Genomic DNA, 21,104 nt, shown 5'->3' with positions numbered 1-21,104 from the left:
CGATCCGCCCGAACCTTTTTCCACTTCGAAAGGCTCCTTTTCGTAATTTCCGAAAACCGTTCGGCCTCAGAGCCTTTAAAGGACTCATCATCTGCGCCCCACCCTCTTTCGATCCATGATCCACGTCCGCAATCTCCTCCCCGTGCTGCTTCCGATCCTCCTCATGGGCCAGTCGTGCGCCGCACAGGCGCCGATATCCGTCCCCGACGACGAGGCCGAGCCGAGCTATGAGTGGTCTGAGCACAGCCTCCGCCGTCTCACGCTCGAAGAAAAGGTCGCGCAGCTGTTTGCGGCGAATGCGTACGGATTTTTCGAGAGTGTGGACGACCCCTCGTACAAGCGCCTCGTGGATCTCGTAGAAAACTTCGGGGTCGGCGGTCTGATCTTTTTCCAGGGCGAGCCGCTCGAACAGGCGGTTCTCATCAACGATTTGCAGGCGCGGGCGCGCCTTCCGCTGCTCATCTCGCAGGACATGGAATGGGGCGCGGGGATGCGCATCGAACATACGACGACGCTGCCCCGCACGATGGCCCTCGGCGCCACGCGCGACCCCGACCTTGCCTTCTCCGCCGGATACGTGACGGCTCGTGAGGCCCGCGCCCTCGGCGCCCATCAGATCTTCGCCCCCGTCGCCGACGTGAACAACAACCCGCAGAATCCGATCATCAACGTGCGTTCGTTCGGTGAGGACCCGGCGCTCGTGGCCGAGATGGTCTCCGCCTTCGTGCGCGGCGCTCAGACGGGCGGCGTCATCGCCACGGCCAAGCACTTCCCCGGCCACGGCGACACCGCCACCGACTCCCACGCGGACCTGCCCGTCATCATGCACGACCGCGCCCGGCTCGACTCGCTCGAGCTCGTCCCTTTCCAGGCCGCCGTGCGAGCGGGCATCGGGAGCATCATGACGGCGCACATCGCGTTTCCGAAGATCGAGGGCAACGCCGAGGTCCCCGGCACGCTCTCGTCCGCCATCACGCAGGGCTTGCTCCGGGAGCATCTCGGCTTCGACGGGCTGATCGTCACCGACGCGATGAACATGTCGGGCGTGACGAAGCATTTCGGGACGGGTGAGGCCGCCGTGCGCGCCCTCGAGGCAGGGGCGGACATGGTGCTCATGTCCGAGGACGTGTACGCCGCGCGGGCCGCCGTCCTCCGCGCCGTGGCCGGCGGCCGTCTGAGCGAAGCGCGCCTCGACGCCTCCGTCCGCCGCATCCTCCGTGCGAAAGAGCGTCTCGCCCTCGACCGCCGCCGACGCGTCGACCTCGAAGCGGCGCGGCGGCATGTGGCCACGCGCACCCACCGGATGCTCAGCGAAACCATCGCACGAGCGTCGTTGACGCTGCTCCGCAACGAGAACGACCTGCTCCCGCTCATCGACCCGCCGGAGCGTATCCTCGTGCTCACCCTCAGCGACGGCGACGACACCGACACCGGTCGGGCCTTCACCCGCGAGGTGCGCGCCCGCGCCGGAGAAGCCCGCGTCACGCGCCGCCTCATCGACCGTCGCTCGTCCGACGAAGCGCGCGAGGCCGCCCTCCGCGAGGCCGCCGCGCACGACCTCATCCTCGTCCCGGCCTACGTGCGCGTGCGCTCATGGAGCGGACAGATCAACCTCCCGGACGAACAGCGCGTCTTTCTCGACAGCCTCCTCGCCACCGGGCCGCCCGTGGCGCTGATCTCTTTCGGAAACCCGTACATTCCCATGGGCCTCGCGCGCCGACCGGACGTGTACATCGCCGCCTACGGCGCCGCCGAGGCCTCGCAGAGGGCCGTCGCGCAGGCCCTCTTCGGCGAAAGCGGCTTCCACGGACGCCTCCCCGTGACCATCCCCGGACTGTATGCCTTCGGCGAGGGGCTCACGCTCGAACAGACCACGCTCCGCAAAGGCTATCCCGAGGAGGTCGGCATGGACGGAGACGAGCTCGCTCGCATCGACTCGCTCATGCGCGCCGCCATCGCCGATCATGCCTTCCCCGGCGCAGCGGTCGCCGTCGGGCGCGCGGGCGTCGCCGCCAAAGAGGACGGCTACGGCTACTTCACGTACGACTCCGAACAGCGCGTCACCCCGCAATCCCTCTTCGACCTCGCCTCCCTCACCAAAGTCATCGCCACCACCACGGCGGCCATGCTCCTCTACGAACGGGGAAAGCTCGACCTCGATGCGCCCGTGGCAACGTACCTGCCCGAGTTCGGGCAAAACGGCAAGCGCGGCATCACCATCCGCCACCTCCTCACCCACACGAGCGGCCTCATCCCCTTCCGCCCCTTCCACCGGATGGGCTTCACGAACCGGGATCAGGTCCTCCACGCCATCCTCTCCGACAGCCTCATCTATCCTCCCGGCACGGACACCCGGTACAGCGATTTCAACATGATCACGCTCGCGCTCGTCATCGAGCGCATCACCGGGCAGGATTTCGCCACGTTCACGCATGAGGCCATCTTCGAACCGCTCGGCATGCGACACACGGGCTTCCGCCCGGCCGGCAACGGCTCGGACACCACCGTCGTCCCCACCGAGTACGACAAGGAGTTCCGGCATCGGCTCGTGCAGGGCGAGGTGCACGACGAGACGTCGTATCTCCTCGGCGGCGCCGCCGGGCACGCGGGCCTCTTTTCGACGGCGGAGGACCTCGCGAAATTCGCCTACATGATGGTCAACGACGGGCGCGTCAACGGGCGGCAGTTCCTCCGGCCGGAGACGATCCGGCTCTTCACCACCCGCGTCGATCCCGAGGGGGAAAGCACCCGCGCGCTCGGATGGGACACGCGGAGCTTCGAGGGGTACTCCTCCGCCGGCCATCTTTTCGGCCCCCGGAGCTTCGGACACACCGGCTTCACGGGCACCTCGATATGGATCGACCCCGACGCAAAGCTCTTCGCCATCCTGCTCACGAACCGGGTCTACCCCACACGCGAGAACCACCGGCACCGCCCCGTGCGCGCCGCCTTCGCCGACATCGCCTATCGCTCCCTCCGGGGCGACGCCCGCCCGCTCCTGCCCGGCATCCTCGGAGAATGACCCCGCCGCCGCTCCCACGCCGAACCGGAACATTATTTGCCGACTCGACTAAACCGGGCGCAAAGCAGAAAAAGGACGCCCGAACTGTCATGTTGACGTAAACAACCTGAACGATTATGCCGACCTACGTCTACCGCCGCGAAGACGGCTCGACCTTTGAAGTACAGCAGCGGATCACGGAGCCTGCGCTGGAGAAATGTCCGACGACCGGGCAGAAGGTGGAACGGATGATCACCGGCGGCGCAGGGCTCATTTTCAAGGGCAGCGGCTTCTATCTGACCGACTACGGCCGCAAGAACGGAAACGGTTCGGCAAGCAAGAAATCGAACGCCGAGAAGCCCTCCAACGGGGAAGCCAAACCTGCCTCGGAAGCGTCGAAGCCCGAGCAGAAGGCCTCTGAATAGACCGATTGCGGAGCACGAAAACCTGTAAAAGCGCCGGTGCGGATCGCCTCGCCGGCGCTTTTTATTTGAGCAGCATCATCGCGCGCGACTGCACGAACGTCCCCGCCGTCATGCGATAGAGATAGACGCCGGAGGCGACCGGAGCGCCGCTCGCGTCGCGGCCGTCCCACGCCACGCGGTAACTTCCGGCTTCGTGCGGCCCTTGCGCCAGCGTCCGTAGCCGTTGCCCCAGCAGGTTGTACACCGCCACGGTCACACGCCCCGGCGCCGGAACTTCATACGCAATCGACGTCGTGGGATTGAACGGGTTCGGATAATTCTGCGAGAGCGTAAACGTCCGGGGCTGATCTTCGCTGGAGGCGGCAACCTGCGCCCCGTCGAACGTGGTGTTCCAGTCGTCGACCACCGTCCCCCCCGCCTTGCCGGCGGCCTTCGTGAACGCAAACTGGTCCGTCTGATCTCCCGTGGGAAAGGCGCCGGCATAGCCCGCCAGCGTGTACGCGCCGGAAGGAGCCGAGGCGGGGACGTTCTGCGTTATGGTGAGGGACAACTCTTCATCCGGATCCAGCGTTCGGGGGACGGGTCCGCGCGTGAGGGTGATGCTGTTCGGACCCGTGAGCAGGGTCCACACGTCCACCGTTTGCACCTCATCGGTATAATTGCCCACCGATACCGTGTACGTGAGGCTGCCGCCCGATGCGGGGATCTCCACCGGCCATTCCGAAGGCGTCACCGCCACACGGACCCCGGACTCGACGATCTTCAGGCGTTGATCTACCCCGCCATAACTGATCGACTGCACGATTCCGGAGGGCCACTCGACGGACAGATCCTCCACGATCGCGCTCTGCCCGAGCCCGAAGTACAGCGCCAGGTCGTCTCCTCCGCCGAGACTGCTCCCGCTGTGCAACTCATTCACCTGTTCCAGACCGTCGAGCATTTGCACCTTGACCTTGGCGCCCACCCCGTCCCGGTTGCTGACCCGTCCTTCCAGATCCACGATGAGCCAGTGGTTGCTGTTCGAGTTGTCGTTCCGAAAAAGGCGCGAGGGCCCGCCGTAGTTCACGAGAAAAAGGTCGACGTCCCCGTCGCCGTCATAGTCGGCGTGGATACTGGTGCGCCCCCGTTCGTCGTCATCGATGCCGCTGCCGGAGGAGATGTCGTTGAAGGTCCCGTCGCCGTTGTTGAGGTACAGCAGATTCGGCTGAGGATTGAGCGCCACGGGTGGGTGCAGGCTTCCCGCAGCGATGAAGAGGTCCGTCCAGCCGTCCAGGTTGAAGTCGACGAAGTTGGTTCCCCAGGTCTGGCGGTGCTCGCCCGTCCCCGGCACGTTCCGCTGGTTTACGCCGGCCTCCGCCGTCGCATCGGAGAACGTTCCGTCGAGGTTTTTGAGCAAGACGGGCTCGTAGTTGTTCGTAAAGAAGTAATCGAGCGCGCCGTCGTGGTTATAGTCACCCGTAGCGAGGCCCATGCCGTTCTCGCACTGATCTGCTCCCACCTCCACGCCGACCTCGGTGAAGAGCCAGTTTTGCCAGTCGATCCCTCCGTCGTTGCGAAAAAGTTTGTTCGGGAGCGCGTCCGGATCCTGCCCGAGAATGCAATCATTGATCACGAAAAGGTCCAGGTCGCCGTCATAGTCAAAGTCGGTCCATCCGGTGATGAAGGCATATCCGTTCAGATCCGCCATCCCGAGCAGTTCCGAGACTTCCGTAAAGGTCTCATCGCCGTTGTTGTGGAAGAGGCGGTCGTAATGGTCGAGGTGCGAGTCCACGCCCGCGAGCGACATATGATTGGCGACGTAGAGATCGAGAAAGCCGTCGCCGTCGTAATCTCCCCATGAAGCCGACATGCCGCGCGCCGAATAGATGGCCCCGGCAAAGGCCGTGGCGGTGATGTCGGTGAAGCCGGTTCCCCCGTCGTTTCTGAAGAGCACGTCTTCGTCGGCATTGGCGAGGTAGAGGTCCGCCCACCCGTCGTTGTTGAAATCCGCGACGGCTACGCCCGAGCCGTCATGCGTCGCGTCCTCGACGCCGTAGAGCGCCGCCACGTCGCTAAAGTGCCCGGTCCCGTCGTTCCGGAAGAGGAGGTTGGCCGACTGCCGCCGGGTTACGTAGAGATCCAGGTCTCCGTCTCGGTCGAAATCGAGCCAGGCTGCGCCCGCCCCGATGGTGTCCCAGTCATCCACCAGCAGGCCGTCGTGCTCGACGTACACGCCCGCCTCGACGGCTATTTCGGTGAAGAGCGACTGGGCGCGCACCGACGTTGAGAGGCCGAGCAGCCCGAAGGACAGACCACCCCAGAAAAACATTCGAACGGCTTTCCATTTATAGGACATGTATATCTTTGGAGCTATCGATCAAACATACAGGTAGAAGTTACGAACCAAGCGGACGTCGCAGTCTTTCTCCGCAGCCCTCTCCTCCCGCACGCGCCGCCTGCAACCCGAAACTCAAGGGATGCATCAGGGGCAAGGCTCCGGATAACGGCATAATGACCACTTCCAAACAAGATCAGGATTTCTTGAGCGCCGTTATCCCGTTCGCGTTTCCCGGTTTATCGCAAAATATAGACACTCCTTCCGCCATGAGCAAGCGCGAGGCGTCCCCAACCATACGTCCGGCCCCGGCGGGGTCTACCTGGCCTTAAGAACGCATTTTCTTCATGTATTTGCTCCCGCGTCGTCCCCTCTTCCCGGGCAGACGACGTGCCCCGCTCTTCTCAGCCTTCGGGATGTCGTCGGGCCGCCTCGCGCCCGCGTTCCAGGCGCAGCTCCGGCCGCCAGCGGAATTTTTCGAGCGTGGGATTCGGCACACCTTCCACGGCGTCGGCGATGAGGGCGCCGAGGACGGGGGCGAACTTGAAGCCGTGCCCGCTCCCGCCGCCCGCCACCGTCAGCCCCGCGCGCCCGGGGTCGCGGGCGATCCAGAAATCCTCGTCCTGCGTGTCGGCATAGAGGCAGAGGCGGGTATAGACGACCTCGGCGTCGAGCAGCGCGGGAAACGTCTCGGCGAGGAATGCCCGGAGCTCTTCCCGATGCGCGCCGGTGACCGCGCGCGGGGCATCGGGATCGAGCCGCACGCCGATGCCGTGGTTCGCCACCTTGACCACGCCGTCGCGGTTGAGCGGGAAGCCGTAATAGCCCGTCCGAGCCACGTCGGCGGTGAACGTGGGGAAGCGCTCCGCCTCGAAGAGGGACGGGTTCGCCGGACGCAGGTGAAAGACCGGATGTCCGGTGGCCCGGATCGCCGGGGTAAGACCGAGGAGCTTGCCCGTCCACGCGCCCGCCGCCGCCACCACCTCGCCGGCGCGACGCGCCTTTCCCGACGCCTCCCGCACGCCCGTCACCCGCCCGCCTTCTTCGAGGAGACCCGCCATGCGCCGACCTTCGAGGAGCCGCACGCCCTCGCGCCGCGCCCGCGCGAGGAGCGCCGCGACCACACGTCCGCTCTCGGCATACCCGCCTTTCGCGTGAAAAAACCCGTCGACGTACCGCCCGGTGCTCCACGCGGGGAAACGGGAGCGAAGCGCTTCGTTGTCGATCCGTTCGGGCGTGTGCCCGCGTTTTTGGAGCATCCGGAAGCTCTCGTGCTCGAAGCCGCCGGGCGTCATCGGATCGCGGCAGAGCATCACCACGCCGGTCTCGTGATAGAGCGGGCCGAGGCCCTCCGCCGTCCACGCCTCGTTCCACGCGAGCCAGCCTTCCCGCGCCTCCTCCATGAGCGCCATGTACGCTTCGTCGCCGCCGTATTCCATGCGCACGACCTTGCTCACGTCGGTGCTCGCCGCGAGCGGATGCGGCAGCGGCCCGGGGTCCATGAGCGCGACCCGAAAGCCCCGCGCCCGCAGTTCGAGCGCCGCCGTGACGCCGAAGATCCCCGCGCCGACGACGAGGACGTCTTCCGTTTTCATCCCATGATCCCGTTGGTGTGCGTGGATGCGGCCCGCGTCAGGCCACAGGCGGCCTCGCGCCTTCCGGTCCGGCGGGCCAGTGCTCGTCGCGAAGGTAGACCGTGCGCGTGGGGTAGGCGATCTCCAGCCCGTGCGCGGCGATGATCCGCATGATCCGGAGCATCACGTCCTCCTGAATCTCGAGAAACTTCGTCCACTCCGCCGTGGTGGTGAAGCAATAGATCAGGATGTCCAGACTCGACGCTCCGAAGTTGGTGAAGTGAACGAGGTAGAACTCCTTCCCGATGCCGGGATGCTCGGCGATCATCAGCCGAAGCGCTTCGAGGAGACGTTCCATCTCCTCGGCCGAGGTCTCGTACGAGACGCCCACGGTCAACTTGATGCGGCGGATCGTCCGGTTCGAATAGTTCGTGATCGAAGTCGAAGTAAACTTCTGGTTCGGCACGGTGATGAGGCCCTTGTCGAACTTCCGGATGCGCGTGGTTCGGAAGCCCACCTCCTCCACGGTCCCCTCGACGCCGTCGAACTCCACCCAGTCGCCGATCTGAAAGGGGGCGTCGGTGAAGATGACGACGGAGCCGAAGAAATTGGCCACGGTGTCTTTGGCCGCGAGCGCCAGCGCCAGCCCCCCGATGCCGAGGCTCGCAATGAGGCTCGTCACCGAATAGCCCAGGTTCTGAATGATCATCACCGCCACGACGACGCCCACGAACACCTTGACCGTCTTCCGAAGGAGCGGCACGGCCTGATCGTCGAGACGCGTTTCCGTGCGTTTGGCGGCGCGACTGAGGGCGAGCGCGAACACGTCGGTGAGGCGGAAGAACACCCACACGAGCGCGACCGCGACCGCCACGCTGAGCCCGTCCATGACGAAGCGACGGAGGTTGAGCGGCTCTTCGGGCAAGAGCAGAAGGGCGGCGGCCACCTGCCAGAGCAGGATTTGAAGCACGAGCGCCAGCGGTTTGGGGATGAGGCGCACGAGGTCATCGTCCCACTGCACGCGCGTCTTTCCGACCCGACGCTTGAAGAAGCCGTCGAAGAGCCACGTCACGATGCGGCGGCTGAAGAAGCCGAGAAAGATGATCAGCGCCGCCGCCGCCGGCCGCCAGGCCGCCACGCCCCAGAGGATCTCTTGTCCCAAAAAGCCGTTGCCTACGTCGAATATCTCGTTCATGTCTCGTCTGGTTTTTCCCGGTCGTCGCCCGCTTCGCTCACCGCCACTGCCCCCGCCTCGATCCCCTGCACCCCCTGCCGTATGAGGGCAAGCGTCTCCGGTCCGTAATTAAACAAAGCATCCACCACGGACAGGTTCGGCACGAAACCGGTAAAGTTCTGTCGATAGACGGGCGGCTCATACCGCATCACCCGGAGCGCGGGCGCCAGGGGGGCGTCGTGCGCGGCGGCGGCTTCGGGTGCGAGAAGCACCCCGCTCCCGGTTGCGGCGAGGATGGCCGGGAGGGTGTCCGGCGCGCCGGGGAGCGCGGAGGCCCGCACGAGCGGCGTCGTCAGCCCGAGGAGCCGGTGCAGCAGCTCGACGGTGGCGCACGTCAGGTCGGAGAGGCGCGTCCACGTCCCGGAGAAGATCGGTTCAAAATACGGCTCGTAATATTCAAAAAACGGGGTCGAGCGGTAATTATATGTAAAGGCACGGGCGTGTTTGCCGAGCCAGTCCCGCCGCTGTTCGATGACCACCTCGCGGACGGGCCGCCCATGCTGACGACCCACGAGCGGGATCGAAACCCATTGCGTGCCCTGCGGCGTGCGAAGCCGCGCCCGGTTCTGAAAGGACTGCCGGCTGTACTGAAACGTGTCGGCGAGCACGAACCGGTCCGCCGCGTCCATGAGGGCGAAGAAGGCGAGACCGGGAAAGTATTCGGGCGGGCGGATGGCGATCATGCGAGATACGAATGAAACGCGTCGGTGAGCGAAGCGAGGAGGGCGCCCCGCGCGACGGCGGCGTCGAGCGTTTCGAGGAAGTGGTCGCCCCAGCCGGGGCAGTCCATCTCGTCCCACAGCGTATTGTGCCACAGGCAGACGGCCGCGCCGCCGAAGCGCCGGCACGTGTCGAGGAGGTCGCCCGTGACGGCGCGAGCCTTTTCGGCGTCGAGCCTTCGGAGGTTGAAGAGCGTCGCATCCATGATCGCGAGGGGCATCTCCCACACGTCGAGGGGCCGGTTCTCGAGGAGGTCGAAGTAGCGGAACGGGTGGCACGTGCCGTGTCGGAAGCCCTCGTGTTCGGCGAAGCCGAGCGTCGAGTCGATGCGGAAGCCGAGGCGGTGATGGAGGCGCGGCGTGGCGGGCGCTTCGAAGCGGAGGTAGTGCTGCCGCACGGACGCGGGCGCGCGGCCCGTGACGGCGGCGAGCCGGTCGCGCTCTTCGCGCAGGTATCCGGCATGGCGATAGGCGTGATAGCTCGGGTGGAGGCCCACCTCGAAGCCCGCCTCGGCGAGCGCGTCGAGGCGACGCCGGAGGTAGCGACCGTCCGGCGCGTACGGCACGTCGTGCGGGCCATGCGCCCCGGCCTTGAGGAAGAACGTCGCCGTGCCGCCGCGCGCCGCGGTCTCCGCCTGCATCCGTTCGAAGGCGCGGCGGTAGACGTCGCCGGGGCGGAGCGCGTCGCCGAGGAAGCGTCCGAAGCGGCGGAGGCGCTCGGCGGCGGGCTCGCGGCGGTGGTTGAGGACGAGGTGATGCACGACCTCGCGGCGTACGAGGCCGGGCCGCCATTTCCGGAGGTAGTCCACGTCGTGCGTCGGGCAGAGCGCCCATGCCCGCCCGCCCCACGTGCGGCGGCGCACCGGGACCCCGACGGCGGCGAGGCGCCCGGCGAGCACCTCACGGTAGGCGTCGACCGCCGGGCGCGCGGTCGTGCCGAGACGCGCCTGAAGCGAGACGCGATGCGGGAAGCGCCCGTGCCGGTCGCGCGCGCGGATCGTCGCCTCCTGCCATCCGGAGAGCCAGAAGAACGCCGACGCCAGGAGATCTTCTTCGCCCGTCCGGGCCCCGCCAAAGAGGACCGGCCACCGCTCTTCCCTCCATTCCAGCCACCGGACGCGCGCCGCGCGATACGCCTCGCCCGAGTCGAAATACGCGAGGGTCTCTTCCCGGAGCGGCATCCGGACCACCGACGAGGGCAGCCCTTCGCCCGCCGGACCATAGTACAGGCCCGTCTCCGTCAGCTCCGCCCGCCCCACCCATTCGGGCGCGATCCCGAGCGGCATCAAAAGCATCTCGAGGGCGTACCTCGCCTTCGGCACGAACGACGCCGGAGCTTCCACAGCGCAGGGAAGGGCATACGACGCCGAGGACGCGGAGGACAATGAGGCTCTGAGGCTTTCTTCCGGCAAACGACCGACCGATTATTTTGAACCCATGAATCGCGCGAAGATGCGTACATTACGGCGCGCGTGAACAGAAACTCAACCCGGCTCCCGGGCGCTTGATCCTTCGAACGAGCCTTCTCGCTTTCTTGAAAATCTTCTCCGACCCGGTGCACGGCTTCATCTCCGTGCCTCGCCGTTTGATCCTCGACCTCATCCAGACGCCGGAGGTCCAGCGCCTGCGCCGCATCCGGCAGCTTGGCGTGGGCTTTCTCGTCTTCCCCGGCGCGGAGCACTCCCGCTTCGGCCACGCCCTCGGCGCGATGGCGCTCATGCAGGACGCGCTCACCGTGCTTCAGGAAAAAGGCACGCCCGTCTCGCCGGAGGAGCACACCGCCGCGCTCGCCGCCGCCCTCCTCCACGACATCGGGCACGGCCCCTTCTCCCATACCCTCGAACACGAACTCATCTCCGGCTTTCACCACGAGAAGATGAGCCGCGTGCTCCTGTGCCGCCTCAACCAACGCTTCGGCGGCGCGCTCGAGCCGGCCCTCGCCATGTTCGACGACGCCTACCAACGGCCCTTCTTCCACCAGCTCATCTCGAGCCAGCTCGACATGGACCGCCTCGACTACCTCCGGCGCGACTCGTTCTATACCGGCGTCGTGGAAGGACGCGTGGGCGTCGAACGGATCATCAAGACGATGTGCGTCCACCCGACGGAAGGCGGGCCCGAGGCGCGGATCGTGATCGAGGCCAAAGGCACGTATGCCGTCGAAAACTTCCTCATTGCCCGGCGGCTGATGTACTGGCAGGTGTACCTCCACAAAACCGTGCTCGCGGGCGACCACCTCCTCCGCGCCATCCTGGCTCGCGTGCGCGGACGGCTCGAAGCCGACGCGGGCGACCTCGAGCAAACGACGGCCCCGGCGTTCCTTTTCTTCCTCAAGAACCGGATCGCCGACGACGACCTCGACCGCCCCGACGTATGCGCCGCCTACACGAGCCTCGACGACACCGACGTGCTCTTCTCCATCAAACAATGGCAGACTTCCGACGACCCCGTCCTCGCCGACCTCGCCCGCCGCTTTATCAACCGCGACTTCTTCCGCGTCACGTTCCTCGAAAGGCCGCCCACGGAAGCGCAGGTCGAGCGGTGGCGCGGGCAGGTCGCCGGCTGGCTCGTCGCCACGGGTCGCTCGGAGGCCGCCCGCGCCGAGGCCGACGCCGCCTTCTATCTCGGCTTCGACGCCTCCCGGCACGCCGCCTATGACGAGACCGAAGCCGGGTCCATCCGCGTCATCGACCGGCACGGCGCGGTGCGCGAACTCTCCCGCACCACGGACACCGCCGCCGTCACGGCGCTGACGCGCTTCGAGGAAAAACCGTACGTATGCTACCCGAAAGCCGTCGAACTCCGGCGGTGAGGGGGTCCGGGTGTCTGAACGTCCGCGCGATGAACGATCACCTTCCCCGTCGCCCCATCGCTCCAGGATGTACCGTGTGAACGAACCGACGCAATGCAACGAACAAACGCATGAAAACTGCCTTCACCTTCAACCCCGGCCATAAGGATCACGCCTCCGCCGGACATCCGGAGCGGCCCGAGCGGCTCGAGGCGATCCTCGACGTGTTGCGCGGCGACGACGTGTGGGAGCGCCTCGAACCCCTCGACGCCGCGCCCGCTGATCTCGACACCGTGCGGCTCGTCCACTCGGACGACTACGTGAAGCGCCTCGAACGCACGGTGCGGCAGGGCGGGGGGATGCTCGACGCCGACACGTACGCCACGCCCGCGAGCCTCGACGCGGCGCGGGAGGCGCTCGGCGGGCTGCTCGCCGTCACCGAAGCCGTCTTCGAGGGTGGGGTCGCCAACGGTTTCGCCGCCGTCCGCCCGCCCGGCCACCACGCCCGCCCCGACGCCGCGATGGGCTTCTGCCTGCTGGCCAACGTCGCCGTCGCCGCGCGGTGGGCGCAAAAGCGCTTCGGCGTCGAACGCCTCCTCATCGTCGACTTCGACGTGCACCACGGCAACGGCACGCAGGAGGTCTTTTACGAGGACCCGAACGTGCTGTACGTGAGCACGCACCAGTATCCGTTCTACCCCGGCACGGGAGCCGCCGAAGAGACCGGCGCGGGTCGCGGGCGCGGCGCGACGGTGAACCTCCCCTTCCCCGCCGCCACGGGCGATGACGCTTTCCTCACGGCCTTCCGCCGCATCCTCGCCCCGCTCGCCGCCCGCTTTCGACCCGAAGGCATCTTCGTCTCGGCCGGGTACGACGCCCACTGGAAAGATCCGCTCGGCGGCCTGAACGTGAGCGTGAAGGGCTTCTCCGAGATCGTGTACGAGATCCTCGGGTGGGCCGACGCTTTTTGTGAGAACCGCCTCGTGTGTGCGCTCGAAGGCGGGTATGAGGTCGAGGCGCTCGCCCACGGCGTGCGCGCCACCGTGCGCCGCCTCGAAGACCCGGAGGCCGAGACGGACGACCCGTTCGGCCCCGCGCCGGGCCGCACCGCCGACGTGGACGCCCTGCTCGCCGACCTCGCCGCGTTCCACGGCGTCTGAGGCGAGCCGCCCGGCCGTCGCTCGAACCCGAGCGACCCGTTTGCCCGTGCCTCCCGACCCGGTGGGCTCGCCGCCGACGCGCCCCGCCGACCCATGCCGCCCGCGTCTCGTTGCACAAAGGCAACATCGGCGGCACGCGAGGTTGCCTTTGCGCAACCCCGACCCGAACGACCCGCCGACGCTTCGGGGCCGGGGACCGGACGTCTCGCCGCTCCCGAGCGCCCCGAACGATCGCCCCGCCCCACGTTCCCGAACATCGCGTGCGCCGGCCGACGGCGGGCGAAAGGCCTGCGCGCCCCCGGCATCATCCTTGCCCGGTCGCTTCTTTTGACCGATGCGCCCGGCGCCGGCGGCCCGGTCTCCGGCGCGGCGGGGTCCCTTGCCAAAGTCGATCCTTGCGCTTTTATTCGTGTATTCGTACGGCATCGCAGCCGCCGACACCGTAAGCGGCTCCGTGGCTGCTACGGGCGACCGTCCTCCACGCCAACCCGCGCCAGATCCCATGTCGCATCGCTCCGCGCTCCGCCTCACGGCGGCACTTCTCACCTCGGCCCTCGTCCTCACGGCGGCGCTGACGCCCCGGCGCGGTGCGGCCCAGAGCGCGCTCCCGCTCACCGCCTGTCTGCGCTTCGACGAAACCCCCGTCGCCGGCGGGTCTCTCGCGCTCAGCTATCCCTCCCGGGACACCCTCGAGGCCGTCGCCGACGCGCAGGGCTGCATCTCGCTCATGCTTCCCGTCGTGGCCGGGCGCGAGGAGGCGCTGCCGCCCCCCGCCTTCGGACTGCGCGCGCTCTTCCCCAACCCCACCGTCGGCGGCCGCCCCCTGCGGCTCCGCTTCGACGGCGACGTGGAGCGCCTCAGCCTCTACGACGCGCTCGGCAGGCGCAGGGCCTACCTGGCGCCCGTCACCGGCTCCGCCAGGCTGAACGACCTGCCCGCCGGCCTGTACTTCCTCCGCGCCGCCGACGCACTCGGACACCGCGACGCCGCCTCCTTCCTCCATCTGGGCGGCCCCCTCTCGCTGCTCATCACCGAGACGAACACCGGCCGCTCCTCACAGCCACCCGCCGCCAAATACAAAGCCGCCGGCGCCTTCACGGTCCACGTCTCCGCTTCGGCGCAGGGCTACGCCCCCTTCGACGAGGACCTCGACTTCTCCCCCACCGACACCCTGTTCGTTCCTCTGGAGAAAACAATAGAACTAACGTTTGTTAAGGGCGATAGTTATAATTCTTTAGTGCCCAGAGATCCTGGCTCCCCGCTTCCAATGGAGGTTTATACTGATTCTTTAGAGGTTTTATTGCTTAATCATTCAGGCGAGGTTATTGATTCTGTTTTAGTAACTGGCGGAAAACATACTTTAGAATCCTCTATAAAAGATCCTTTTTTAAGCATTACAGGTCCTGGCGGAACGCATTATACACCCGACTTTCTTGAACGCGAGCTGTTATCTCCTGATGCTATAGCTGGTTATACCCAGTCTGTTAACGGCTTTTTTGATGATATTGTTGACCAGGGTGTATTATCTGATTTTTATGCTGTTCACGAATCTCTTATTCCTCATTATAACAATTTTCTTGGCGGAGCTACTTCTGGTCAGATAGAACCCTTTAATGTTGAGGGTCTTGATTCTGCTTTTGTTGTTGTTGTTCCAACTGATAAGTTAGCTTCTGGTGATGATATTGGTTCAGATCGTCCACTTGGAGGTCCTCGTGGAGTGGTGGATTTTTATTTGAATAATCGACGATTTGATGGTGCTCTTATCCGCCCCACTCCCATAGTTGATAACAGTGTTGTAAATGATACTTTATTATTTGTTTACGGGGTTCATGTATTTCCCGGAGGCACTTTACCTCCCTGGCCTGAGAGTGAAATCAGTACTTTTTTAGAATTATCTCGTTTATTACCGCCTATATACGATAATTTTCTTACTGATCCTTTAAAAGTTGTTTTTCGCCGTGATTCTTTATGGCAGGGTAATTTCGGCACTCGTAACGTGCATGTTTTCGCAAGGAATCCTGATTTGAATCTTACTATAGGCACCTTTTCCGATGTTGGTACTTATACTAATCGTTCGGGCTTAGAGGCTTACATGTTAAATTCATTTGGTGTTGTTAACGGAGTAAAAATCCCTTTTGGTGAATCTTATTTTAATGATTATCTTGCTTCTTTAAATTCAGGAGCAACTTCTCGTCAGAGAGGTATTTCAAGTCCTGATTCTTCTGGTTTTGTATTAACTCCTGCAGGACAAGCAATAATAGCTATTAACGGTATGTTTCCTGCTGGTTACATAATATCAAGCAATCCTAACCCTTCTAATAAGTTGTATGGTAAGACTGCTACTGGCTTGTACGTTCCTATTAATTATCTTAATAAAATGTTCAAGCTTAATGATAATGGTTTGTACGTTCCCTGTGATAATACATTTTTAAAGCCTGAAAGAACTTATCATGACGGATTATTTAATAATTCTGGTTGTTATACTATTCACTAATAATTAATAATATTATTATATGATGTTTTTTGGGCTGTAGGTTAGTTTTATATACTTGTTTTCTTGTTTGTTTTTGTTATACTATGGGACGAGCAGTTGTTTTTAAGAGCTTTTTATTTTTTTACTTAGTTATTATTAGTTTATTAATTGTTTCTTTAGTTAATGCAGACAATGAATGTTCAATAACTACTACTGGCTTATGCTCTGCCGGTACTGTTATAATGTCTTCTTCTAACACTGCTAATGCTCATGTAGGCGGTGTTTCATACGCTGATTTTGGTTATGGTGTGTGCTGTCCTAATTCTATAAGTGGCGGTTCTGAAATTATTGCTCGTTACTCATCAGCAGGTACTGATGATAATGGTAATCAACAAGGTCACTTATGCGATCCTTCAGATACTGCATGCGCTAATACTGTTACTGGATCATGGACTGATTGTGCTGTAGTTTCTCGTGATATAATAACTGGCTTGTGCCCTTCACTAACACCTTACTGCGTGGTTGGTGTTTCGTCTGACGGTCATGTGAGTGTTTGCTCTGATGATACCCCCCCCTCCAGGACTCTCCCCCTCCGAAGGAGGGAGGGGGTTCTGGGTTGGCGCTTCAATCGCAAGCAGACAAGACCCCTCCGACCCCTTCGGGGCCACCTCCCCTTCCTAAGGGGAGGAGCTTCAGGGCCTGATAATAAGGCAGCCTGCGCCCCGTATCAGAGCCGGGGCGCAAAAGTTCTTCTCGCCTGGCCGTCGCTCACTCCGTCGCCGAGAGTTCCTTTTTCTCCGCCTTCGGCGCGCGCCCGGGCAGGTCGTTGCCGCGCGGGACGAACGCCTGGATGCCGGTCAGTTCGCGCCCGAGGATGAGGCCGTGGATGTCGTACGTGCCCTCGTACGTGTTCACGCTTTCGAGGTTGACCATGTGGTGGATGACCCGGAACTCGCCCGTGATGCCGTTGCCGCCGAGCATGTCCCGGGCCACGCGGGCGATGTCGAGCGCCTTGCCGCAGTTGTTCCGTTTGGCGAGCGAGACCATCGCCGGGACGGCGCGGCCCTCGTCCTTGAGCACGCCGAGCCGCCACGCCAGCAACTGCATCTGCGTGATGTCCGTGAGCATGTTCGCCAGTTTGGTCTGGATGAGTTGCATGGCCCCGAGCGGGTAGCCGAACTGCTTCCGTTCCATGACGTACCGCCGGGCGCGCCGGTAGCAATCCTCGGCCGAGCCCACGACGCCCCATGCGATGCCGTACCGGGCGCTGTTCAGGCAGTCGAACGGGCCTTTGAGGCCGCGCACTTCCGGGAAGAGGTTCGCATCCGGAACGAAGCAGTCTTCGAGCACGATCTCGCCCGTGACCGAGGCGCGGAGCGACATCTTGTTGTGCGTCTTCGGCGTCGAGAAGCCTTCCATGCCGCGTTCGACGAGGAAGCCCCGGATGACGCCGGGTTCGTCCCGGCGCTCCTTCGCCTTCGCCCACACCACGGCCACGTCGGCGATGGGGGAGTTCGTGATCCACATCTTCGCGCCGTTGAGGAGCCATCCGCCGTCCACCTTGAGGGCGGTCGTGGTCATCGAGCCGGGGTCGGAGCCGTGGTCGGGCTCGGTCAGGCCGAAGCATCCGATGAGCTCACCCGTGGCCAGGCGCGGGAGGAAACGCCGGCGCTGCTCTTCCGTGCCGAACTTGTGGATCGGGTGCATCACGAGCGAGGATTGCACCGAGCAGAACGACCGGTATGCCGAGTCGACGCGTTCGAGCTCCCGGGCTACGAGGCCGTACGCCGTATGACTGACGCCCGCCCCGCCGTACTCGGGCGGAATCGTCGGACCGAGGAGGCCAAGGTCGCCCATTTCGCGGGGGATCTCCTCATGGAAGACCTCGTGCTGATTGCCCTCCAGAGCGCGCGGTTCGAGCATCGTCTGCGCGTATTCCCGCGCCGACTCCATCACCAGCCGATCCTCTTCTCCGAGCATCTCCTCGAAGAGATAGGCGTCATCTACGTTGAAAGGAAACTTGGACATGAAAGGGCTCCGTCGTTGGTATCAGAGGATTTTTCGCAAGATACGAATCCCCCGCACACGGCGCATCGCTCCCGTCAGGCGCTCTGTGAAGTTCCGTCCAGTTTCACGCCGCATCGCTCCTGCGGCCCGGTCCCGCTTGCCCGCGCGCACCGCCGGGCGCCCGAAGCGCGTGGCGCGACGCACGGGGATCCCGCGAGCCGACCCCGGGGTACGATCCTGCAAAGGGCCCCGACACGAACCCGTCGATCCCTTCAGCCCCTTGCCCGCACGAACGATTCGCTGATTTCCCATGACCCTCGACGAACTACGCCGCCGCCGGGAAGCCATCGAAGCGCTGGCCCGCAAGCACGGCGCTCTTCAACTCCGCTTCTTTGGCTCGGTGGCCCGAGGCGAAGCCCGCCCCGACAGCGACCTGGACGTGCTGGTGAGCATGGCTCCGGACTGCAGCCTCATCGACCAGATCGGCCTGAAACAAGACCTCGAAGCCCTGCTGGGCCGCACGGTGGATCTGGTAAGCGAACCGGCGCTCCATCCCCGGATCCGCGACCGTGTGCTCGCGGAGGCGGTGCTGCTATGAAACAGGGTGACCTGCTCTACCTCCTCCACATTCTGGAGCGAATCGACCGCATCGAAGGCGTCGCATCACGTGGCCGTGAAGCCTTTCTCGCCGACCCGATCCTCCAGGACGCCGTCATCCGCAACTTTGAAGTCATCGGTGAAGCCGTGAAGCGCCTCTCTCCTCCATTGAAGGCCGGCTATCCCTCCGTTCCGTGGCGTCGGATAGCCGGCTTCCGGGACGTGCTCATTCACAACTACATGGGCGTCGATGTGCCTGCCGTCTGGAACGTCATCGCGCGAGATCTTCCCGGCCTCAAGCGTGCGGTGACGGCGATGCGTGACGAAGCGGCGTGACGGACGCCGCCTCTGACCCGTCCCGCTTGCCCGAAAGCGCCCGCACCCTCACGCCTTTTCGAGCGACTGTTCCATTTCGGCCACGCGCGTCTTGGTGGTCACGAAGCTGTCCGGGTTGAGCGACATCGCGTCGATGCCGGCCTCGACGAGGAAGGCGGCAAAGTCGGGATAGTCGCTCGGAGCCTGCCCGCAGATGCCCACGTGGCGGCCCACCACATGCGCGCGCCGGATCACGTCGGCGATGAGGCGTTTGACGGCCTCGTTCCGCTCGTCGAAGAGGTAGGCGAGCCGGTCGGAGTCGCGGTCGATGCCGAGCGTGAGCTGGGTCAGGTCGTTCGATCCGATGGAGAAGCCGTCCACGTGCCGGGCGAACTCCTCGGCGAGCACCACATTCGACGGGATCTCGCACATGAGGTACACTTCGAGGCCGTTCTTGCCCCGTTCGAGGCCGTTTTCCGCCATCACGGCGAGGACGCGCTCCGCCTCCCACGGGGTGCGGCAGAACGGGATCATGACGGAGATGTTCGTCAGTCCCATCTCCTCCCGGGCTTTCCGGAGCGCCCGGCATTCGAGCGCGAAGCCGTCCTTATACTCGTCGCTGTAATACCGGGAGGCGCCGCGCCATCCGATCATCGGGTTCTCCTCTTCCGGCTCGAAGGACCGCCCGCCGATGAGGTTGGCGTACTCGTTCGTCTTGAAGTCGCTCATGCGAACGATGACGCGGTTCGGATACTGGGAGGCCGCGATCTTGGCGATGCCCCGAGCGAGGCGGTCGACGAAGTAGGCGCTCTTGTCCCGATAGCCCCGCGTTCGTTCGAGGATGCGGCGGCGGTCCTCCTCGTCCTCGACTTGGTCGAAGCGGAGCAGCGCCATCGGGTGGATCTTGATGTGGTTCGTGATGATGAACTCCATGCGCGCCAGCCCGATGCCGTCGGCCTTGAGCACCCACCACTTGAGGGCCGCGTCCGGCTCGGCCAGGTTGAGCATGATCTTCGTCCGGGTCTTCGGAAGCTTCTCCGGATCGATCTCCCGGACCTCATAGTCGAGCAGGCCGTCGTACACGTAGCCCTCCTCTCCTTCGGCGCACGAGAGCGTCACCGCCTGGCCGTCTTTGAGCGCCTCCGTAGCGATGCCCGTGCCGACGACCGCCGGGATGCCGAGTTCGCGGCTGACGATGGCGGCGTGGCACGTCCTGCCGCCGTGATCCGTGACGATGCCCGCCACTTTCTTCATGGCCGGCACCCAGTCCGGGTCGGTCATCTCGGTGACGAGGATCGAGCCGGGTTCGACGCGGTCGAGCTCGTCGACCGAGAGCACTTTGACGACCTTGCCCGAGGCGATGGCCGAGCCGATGCTCAGCCCCGTGAGCAGCCGTTTCCCTTTCTGTTTGAGCCGGTACACCTTCAACGCCCCGGGTTTTCGTTGCGACTGCACGGTCTCGGGACGCGCCTGCACGATGAAGAGATCGCCCGTCTCGCCGTCCTTCGCCCACTCGATGTCCATCGGTTTCCCGTAGTGCGCCTCGATGAGGACGGCCCATCGCGCCAGTTCGAGGATCTCGTCGTCATCGAGGACGAAGCGGATGCGTTGCCGTTCGGGCGTGGGCACGTTGACCGTGTGCCCCTTGTCCGCGTAGATCATCTTGATGGCCTTCTCGCCCGTCTTCTTCTGGATGATGGGCCGGTATCCGTTCTTGTCGAGGAGCGGTTTGAAGACCATGTACTGATCCGGGTCGACCGCCCCCTTGACCACGTTCTCGCCGAGCCCCCATGCGGCATTGATGAGCACCACGTCGCGGAAGCCGGTCTCGGTGTCGAGCGTGAAGAGGACGCCGGAGCCGGCCTTGTCCGAGCGGACCATCTTCTGCACGCCGATGGAGAGGGCGACCTCCATGTGATCGAAGCCCTGTTCCTCGCGATAGACGATGGCGCGGTCGGTGAAGAGCGAAGCATAGCATTTCCGGCAGGCCAGGAGGAGTTCGTCTTCGCCGCGCACGTTCAGGTACGTCTCCTGTTGCCCGGCGAAGCTCGCCTGCGCAAGGTCCTCGGCGGTGGCGCTGCTCCGCACGGCCACGTCCACGCGCCGGCGATGATAGCGTTTGCCGAGCTCCCGGTAGCCTTCCCGGATCGCCCCGGCGAGGTCGTCGGGCAGCGGGGCGTGCACGATCAACTCGCGGATGGCGCTTCCGGTCTCTTCGAGCGTGGCCTCGCCACGCTTCCGCCGCTCGAGGAGCGCCCGAATCTCGTCGTCGAGGCCGTTCGCCGTGAGGAAGTGTCGGTAGGCATCCGCCGTCGTCGCGAAGCCCTGCGGCACGCGGATGCCCTTTGGCGCGAGCGCGCGCGTCATCTCCCCGAGCGAGGCGTTCTTACCACCCACCAGAGGCACGTCACCGATGCCGACCTCTTCGAACCAGCGAATCCATGGAGACTTTTTCATGACCGTATCTCTCTGATAAATAGTGTTATGGAACGAT

The 21,104-nt window shown here is 64.1% G+C and carries 14 protein-coding genes; 7 read left to right on the top strand and 7 right to left on the bottom strand.

Annotated features, from left to right (window positions below; all coding sequences use genetic code 11):
• Positions 1-115: 115 nt before the first annotated feature.
• Both AC1HIY_RS07540 and AC1HIY_RS07535 read left to right on the top strand, forming a co-directional pair.
• Positions 116-3,022, top strand: a complete 2,907-nt coding sequence (locus tag AC1HIY_RS07540) for a glycoside hydrolase family 3 N-terminal domain-containing protein (protein ID WP_479576110.1) — start codon at positions 116-118, stop codon at positions 3,020-3,022.
• A gap of 116 nt (positions 3,023-3,138) precedes the next feature.
• On the top strand, positions 3,139-3,426 hold the full coding sequence (locus tag AC1HIY_RS07535) for an FmdB family zinc ribbon protein (protein ID WP_479576109.1): 288 nt from the start codon (positions 3,139-3,141) through the stop codon (positions 3,424-3,426).
• A gap of 61 nt (positions 3,427-3,487) precedes the next feature.
• On the opposite strand, the gene AC1HIY_RS07530 is transcribed toward AC1HIY_RS07535, so the two are convergent.
• From AC1HIY_RS07530 to AC1HIY_RS07510, 5 genes are all read right to left on the bottom strand, one after another.
• Entirely contained in the window at positions 3,488-5,761 is a 2,274-nt protein-coding gene (locus AC1HIY_RS07530; protein ID WP_479576108.1) for an FG-GAP-like repeat-containing protein, read from the bottom strand.
• 383 nt (positions 5,762-6,144) lie between these two features.
• Positions 6,145-7,335 carry an FAD-dependent oxidoreductase gene (locus tag AC1HIY_RS07525; RefSeq protein ID WP_479576107.1) on the bottom strand — a complete coding sequence of 397 codons (1,191 nt, stop codon included), beginning with the start codon at positions 7,333-7,335 and terminating at the stop codon, positions 6,145-6,147.
• 37 nt (positions 7,336-7,372) lie between these two features.
• Complete coding sequence (locus tag AC1HIY_RS07520; RefSeq protein ID WP_479576106.1) at positions 7,373-8,509, bottom strand: mechanosensitive ion channel family protein; 1,137 nt, start codon at positions 8,507-8,509, stop codon at positions 7,373-7,375.
• A complete protein-coding gene (locus AC1HIY_RS07515; protein ID WP_479576105.1) occupies positions 8,506-9,231 on the bottom strand; it encodes a WbqC family protein in 726 nt (241 codons plus the stop codon). The genes AC1HIY_RS07520 and AC1HIY_RS07515 overlap by 4 nt, the downstream gene beginning before the upstream one ends.
• Positions 9,228-10,610: a polysaccharide deacetylase family protein gene (locus AC1HIY_RS07510; RefSeq protein ID WP_479576104.1), complete on the bottom strand. Its 1,383-nt coding sequence runs from the start codon at positions 10,608-10,610 to the stop codon at positions 9,228-9,230. The genes AC1HIY_RS07515 and AC1HIY_RS07510 overlap by 4 nt, the downstream gene beginning before the upstream one ends.
• 191 nt (positions 10,611-10,801) lie before the next feature.
• On the opposite strand from AC1HIY_RS07510, the gene AC1HIY_RS07505 reads away from it, so the two are divergent.
• The 3 genes from AC1HIY_RS07505 (at position 10,802) to AC1HIY_RS07495 (ending at position 15,712) form a co-directional block, all read left to right on the top strand.
• Complete coding sequence (locus AC1HIY_RS07505; protein ID WP_479576103.1) at positions 10,802-12,079, top strand: HD domain-containing protein; 1,278 nt, start codon at positions 10,802-10,804, stop codon at positions 12,077-12,079.
• A gap of 110 nt (positions 12,080-12,189) precedes the next feature.
• Positions 12,190-13,218, top strand: a complete 1,029-nt coding sequence (locus tag AC1HIY_RS07500; RefSeq protein WP_479576102.1) for a histone deacetylase family protein — start codon at positions 12,190-12,192, stop codon at positions 13,216-13,218.
• A gap of 502 nt (positions 13,219-13,720) precedes the next feature.
• Positions 13,721-15,712, top strand: a complete 1,992-nt coding sequence (locus AC1HIY_RS07495) for a T9SS type A sorting domain-containing protein (protein WP_479576101.1) — start codon at positions 13,721-13,723, stop codon at positions 15,710-15,712.
• Between the two features lie 747 nt (positions 15,713-16,459).
• Here the strand turns inward: AC1HIY_RS07495 and AC1HIY_RS07490 are convergent.
• Positions 16,460-17,719, bottom strand: a complete 1,260-nt coding sequence (locus AC1HIY_RS07490; protein ID WP_479576100.1) for an acyl-CoA dehydrogenase — start codon at positions 17,717-17,719, stop codon at positions 16,460-16,462.
• Positions 17,720-18,008: 289 nt separating this feature from the next.
• On the opposite strand from AC1HIY_RS07490, the gene AC1HIY_RS07485 reads away from it, so the two are divergent.
• Together AC1HIY_RS07485 and AC1HIY_RS07480 are read left to right on the top strand one after the other, a co-directional pair.
• Complete coding sequence (locus tag AC1HIY_RS07485; RefSeq protein ID WP_479576099.1) at positions 18,009-18,296, top strand: nucleotidyltransferase family protein; 288 nt, start codon at positions 18,009-18,011, stop codon at positions 18,294-18,296.
• Complete coding sequence (locus AC1HIY_RS07480; protein WP_479576098.1) at positions 18,293-18,631, top strand: HepT-like ribonuclease domain-containing protein; 339 nt, start codon at positions 18,293-18,295, stop codon at positions 18,629-18,631. Before AC1HIY_RS07485 ends, AC1HIY_RS07480 begins: the two co-directional genes overlap by 4 nt.
• Before the next feature lie 48 nt (positions 18,632-18,679).
• Here AC1HIY_RS07480 and ppsA read toward each other — a convergent pair whose 3' ends face one another.
• On the bottom strand, positions 18,680-21,067 hold the full coding sequence (gene ppsA / locus AC1HIY_RS07475; protein WP_479576097.1) for a phosphoenolpyruvate synthase: 2,388 nt from the start codon (positions 21,065-21,067) through the stop codon (positions 18,680-18,682).
• Between the last annotated feature and the right edge of the window lie 37 nt (positions 21,068-21,104).

The sequence above is a fragment of the Rhodocaloribacter sp. genome, assembly GCF_056451265.1.
This window is presented reverse-complemented; position numbering and strand designations above follow the sequence as displayed.

What these genes read in the sequence shown, in the direction of transcription:
- AC1HIY_RS07540 (WP_479576110.1), top strand. Translation starts at nt 116, where the DNA reads ATGATCCACGTCCGCAATCTCCTCCCCGTGCTGCTTCCGATCCTCCTC.
- AC1HIY_RS07535 (WP_479576109.1), top strand. Translation starts at nt 3,139, where the DNA reads ATGCCGACCTACGTCTACCGCCGCGAAGACGGCTCGACCTTTGAAGTA.
- AC1HIY_RS07530 (WP_479576108.1), bottom strand. Translation starts at nt 5,761, where the DNA reads ATGTCCTATAAATGGAAAGCCGTTCGAATGTTTTTCTGGGGTGGTCTG.
- AC1HIY_RS07525 (WP_479576107.1), bottom strand. Translation starts at nt 7,335, where the DNA reads ATGAAAACGGAAGACGTCCTCGTCGTCGGCGCGGGGATCTTCGGCGTC.
- AC1HIY_RS07520 (WP_479576106.1), bottom strand. Translation starts at nt 8,509, where the DNA reads ATGAACGAGATATTCGACGTAGGCAACGGCTTTTTGGGACAAGAGATC.
- AC1HIY_RS07515 (WP_479576105.1), bottom strand. Translation starts at nt 9,231, where the DNA reads ATGATCGCCATCCGCCCGCCCGAATACTTTCCCGGTCTCGCCTTCTTC.
- AC1HIY_RS07500 (WP_479576102.1), top strand. Translation starts at nt 12,190, where the DNA reads ATGAAAACTGCCTTCACCTTCAACCCCGGCCATAAGGATCACGCCTCC.
- AC1HIY_RS07495 (WP_479576101.1), top strand. Translation starts at nt 13,721, where the DNA reads ATGTCGCATCGCTCCGCGCTCCGCCTCACGGCGGCACTTCTCACCTCG.
- AC1HIY_RS07490 (WP_479576100.1), bottom strand. Translation starts at nt 17,719, where the DNA reads ATGTCCAAGTTTCCTTTCAACGTAGATGACGCCTATCTCTTCGAGGAG.
- AC1HIY_RS07485 (WP_479576099.1), top strand. Translation starts at nt 18,009, where the DNA reads ATGACCCTCGACGAACTACGCCGCCGCCGGGAAGCCATCGAAGCGCTG.
- AC1HIY_RS07480 (WP_479576098.1), top strand. Translation starts at nt 18,293, where the DNA reads ATGAAACAGGGTGACCTGCTCTACCTCCTCCACATTCTGGAGCGAATC.
- ppsA (WP_479576097.1), bottom strand. Translation starts at nt 21,067, where the DNA reads ATGAAAAAGTCTCCATGGATTCGCTGGTTCGAAGAGGTCGGCATCGGT.